We start from the raw sequence: 3,915 nt of genomic DNA, 5'->3' as shown, positions 1-3,915 counted from the left end.
ACAGGTCGACCGGGGCGTCCGGCGGCACGGCGCTGCGGCATCCGTCGGCTGACCGGCACTGACGTTCGGATGGCGCGGGCGACACCGGGGACACGAGTGCATGCTACGTCCGCGCCCCGACATCGGCCCCCCAGAATGCGACCGGCTGGGCGCCCGCATCTGCCGTGGCGGTGTATCTGACGGCCGCCTCGGCGCCTCCTGTTCGGTATGGGATCGTCTACGCAGGCACCCGAAACCCGGGCCACCGACGCCTCGGCCCGGCCGGTGCCCGAGCAGGTCGACTCGGCTGATTCGATCGAGAATCAGGCGCTTCGCGGCGGCATGGTGAAGTCGCTCCTCGCGGTGCTGGTGAACGTCGGTGTGCTCACCGCGCTGCTGGTCTACTTCGGCTGGGTGCGCACCGACCGGATGGCCATGATGCTGGGCATCGACGAGGCCATCCTCGGGATGACGGTGGACGACTACGTGCGCCGCAGCGTGCGGTCCGTCGTCCTGCTGCCCATCTTCGCCGCGGCCGGAGGGCTGGCGTGGGTCGCGTTCGACCAGTGGTGGCAGCGCCGGCGCATCCGTTACGGAAACGACGACAGGGCGGTCGTCTTCGTCGCCAGATGGATGTGGGTCTTCGCGATCCTCGTGTTCCTGCTCGGGACCGCGTTCTGGTTGATCGGCCTCGCATTCACCTATATCGCCGCTCCGCTCATCTGCGCCGCGGGGCTGCTTCTGCTGCTGTACGGCTTCGGCCTGCGTTCCCACCTGCCCGGCGCAGTGCCGCTCGCGCCCTTGACGGACGGCATCCTGCGCGGGTCGGTGGCCGTTCTGGTCGCCGTGGGTCTGTTCTGGTCGGCGACGAACTACGCGACGGTCGAGGGCACAGAGCTCGCACGCGAATTCCCCGGCCGGATCTCCACCCTCCCCGGGGTGGAGATCGACAGCGCGTCACCGCTTGACATCGTGGCCCCTGGTGTGGAGGTTTCGTGCGTCGGCGAGGGCGAGGGTACGCGCTTTCACTACCGGGGTCTTCGCCTGCTCGAATCGACCGGGGGCAACTACTTCCTGATCTCGGACGAGTGGACGCCCACCTACGGTGTGGTGGTGATGCTGCCGATGAACGCCGACGGGATGCGTTTCACCTTCGTCCGGGACGTCGCCGGCATCCGCGCCGAGGACTTCCCGCCCTGCGAGAGCTGAACGCACAAGGCCGCCACCCCTGAGGGCGACGGCCTTGTGCTGCAGTGACTAGCTGTGGTGCGAGATCAACGACCCGAGAGCTTCTCGCGAAGCGCGGCGAGCGCCTCGTCGTCGGCCAGCGTGCCGCTTCCGGCGCTGTCCGAAGAGAACGAGCTCGAAGCGGAGCTGGTCTCGGTCGGGGCCGCAGCCTCGGCCTCGAGGGTCTTGGCGACCTGAGACTTGTGCGCCTCCCAGCGAGCCTGGGCAGCGGCGTACTCCTGCTCCCACTTCTCGCGCTCGGCGTCGAAGCCTTCCTTCCACGCGTTGGTCTCGGAGTCGAAGCCCTCGGGGTACTTGTACTCCCCGTTCTCGTCGTACTCGGTGACCATGCCGTAGAGGGCGGGGTCGAACTCGGTGCCGTAAGGGTCGACCGACTCGTTCGCCTGCTTCAGCGAGAGCGAGATGCGGCGACGCTCGAGGTCGATGTCGATGACCTTGACGAACACCTCTTCGCCGACCGAGACGACCTGCTCGGCGAGCTCGACGTGCTTGCCCGACAGCTCCGAGATGTGCACGAGGCCCTCGATGCCGTCTGCGACGCGGACGAAGGCGCCGAACGGGACGAGCTTCGTGACCTTGCCGGGGGTGACCTGGCCGATGGCGTGGGTGCGGGCGAAGACCTGCCACGGGTCTTCCTGCGTCGCCTTGAGCGAGAGCGACACGCGCTCACGGTCGAGGTCGACCTCGAGGATCTCGACGGTGACCTCCTGGCCGACCTCGACGACCTCGCTGGCGTGCTCGATGTGCTTCCACGACAGCTCGGAGACGTGAACCAGGCCGTCCACGCCGCCCAGGTCGACGAACGCACCGAAGTTGACGATCGACGAGACCGTGCCCTTGCGGACCTGACCCTTGTGCAGGTTGTTCAGGAACGACGTGCGCGACTCGGACTGCGTCTGCTCGAGCAGAGCACGGCGCGACAGCACCACGTTGTTGCGGTTCTTGTCGAGCTCGAGGATCTTCGCCTCGATCTCCTGGCCGAGGTACGGCGTCAGATCACGAACGCGGCGCAGCTCGATGAGCGACGCGGGCAGGAAGCCGCGCAGGCCGATGTCGACGATCAATCCACCCTTGACGACCTCGATCACGGAGCCGGTGACCACACCGTCGGTCTCCTTGATCTTCTCCACGTCGCCCCACGCACGCTCGTACTGCGCGCGCTTCTTCGACAGGATGAGGCGACCTTCCTTGTCCTCCTTCTGGAGAACGAGCGCCTCGACGGCGTCGCCGACCTTGACGACCTCGTTGGGGTCGACGTCGTGCTTGATGGAGAGTTCGCGTGAGGGGATGACGCCCTCGGTCTTGTAGCCGACGTCGAGGAGGACCTCGTCGCGGTCGATCTTCACGACGGTTCCTTCGATGAGGTCGCCGTCGTTGAAGAACTTCAGGGTCAGTTCGACCGCGGCCAGGAAGTCCTCAGCAGATCCGATGTCATTGATGGCGACCTGCTTGGTGGCCGGGGCGGTCGTTGCGATAGTCATGTAGTGGGTTGTCCTTGTTGGGTTGGGGTGTCAGGCTTCGGCGCACGGGCGTGAAGATGCCGCGAGCCTCAGCGGTTGGATGTGGAGCGAGTTCGTGCGATGCCACGCGCGCACGGCAATAGAGCCACACGGGTGACATTTCAGGGTACCAGAACGCCGCGACAGCCCGCATCATTCCGTCGGCCGCCGCTGCGGGCGCAGCGATCGCCGGCTCGGCATCGACTCTTGCGATCCGCGTGCGGACGGGTCCACAGTTTCGGTATCTCGATCGGCCGATCGAGCCCGGCGCGCGGGGGCGCCCGGAAGCGTCGATGCGGACGGGGGGTGTCGCGGATGGGCGATTCCGCGTCGACGGCGCCTGCGCCCCGACGCTCGTTCAGGCGTCGGCTCATCCTCCTCGGCCAGCGGATCCTCCGCAGCGATCACATCCTCATCACCGTCATCGCGGTCTCGATGAGCCTGAGCGCCGTCGCCGTCTATCAGGCGACCCGGGCCGCGGATGAGGCCGGTGATCTGCTCGACCAGGTGCGGATCGTCTCGGCCGAGGCATCCCGCCAGGTCGGGTACCTGCAGACACTGGTCGACCACGACCTCGACGTGCTGCGCAGCTACTGCGCCGCGGAGGTGCAGCGCGACGTCGCGCGCGTCACCTACCTCAGTGAGACGCCCGATCTTCCGGCGCTGGTGACGGCCAACCTCACCCTCGACGGGCTTCGCCCCCTGCTGCTGGGCGATCGGGACGCCGAGTGCACCGCAGAGGAAGGGCAGGGGTACCTGACACAGCGTGCGGCCGAGCGCCTCGACAGCCGGCAGTCCGACTTCGTCTCGGACGCGTCGAACGGATCGGCGCTTGCGGCGCAGGCGGCCGTCCTGCATCGCGACGAGGCGTTCCTCATGACGGCCGGATTCCTGTTCGCCTTCGTCGTCGCAGGCATCATCGCGATCGATCAGTTCAGCTCCCGCGGCACGCGACCATCCCGCCTGCGGACGCGGACAGTTCATCGCTGGCAATACGGGATGCTGGTGGCCGGCGCGATCGCGTTCGTGGTCGGCGTCGTCCTGCTCGTGGTGTTCGCGGTCGACCCGGTGCTGACTGCGGTCATCCTGGGTGCGCTGGCACTGATCGTGCTGGCCGAATGGATCTGGCTGCGGCGTGGGCGACCGCAAGACGAGGCGGCGGCGACCGCGGCCGTTCCTCAGACGCCGC

The 3,915-nt window shown here is 67.5% G+C and carries 3 protein-coding genes; 2 read left to right on the top strand and 1 reads right to left on the bottom strand.

Annotated elements, in window-relative coordinates; translation table 11 throughout:
* Positions 1–207 precede the first annotated feature (207 nt).
* Positions 208–1,188: a hypothetical protein gene (locus tag VFX99_RS10245; RefSeq protein WP_329666193.1), complete on the top strand. Its 981-nt coding sequence runs from the start codon at positions 208–210 to the stop codon at positions 1,186–1,188.
* A gap of 65 nt (positions 1,189–1,253) precedes the next feature.
* Here the strand turns inward: VFX99_RS10245 and rpsA are convergent, their stop codons facing one another.
* On the bottom strand, positions 1,254–2,708 hold the full coding sequence (rpsA, locus tag VFX99_RS10240) for a 30S ribosomal protein S1 (protein ID WP_329666192.1): 1,455 nt from the start codon (positions 2,706–2,708) through the stop codon (positions 1,254–1,256).
* A gap of 333 nt (positions 2,709–3,041) precedes the next feature.
* Here rpsA and VFX99_RS10235 point away from each other — a divergent pair.
* Positions 3,042–3,915, top strand: an 874-nt coding sequence (locus VFX99_RS10235; protein ID WP_329666191.1) for a hypothetical protein, incomplete at its 3' end; no start/stop codon positions are given.

Source organism: Microbacterium sp., assembly GCF_036277215.1.
Taxonomy (GTDB): Bacteria; Actinomycetota; Actinomycetes; order Actinomycetales; family Microbacteriaceae; genus Microbacterium.
The sequence above is the reverse complement of the archived record's forward strand: the minus strand, read 5'-3'. Positions and strand labels throughout refer to the sequence as shown.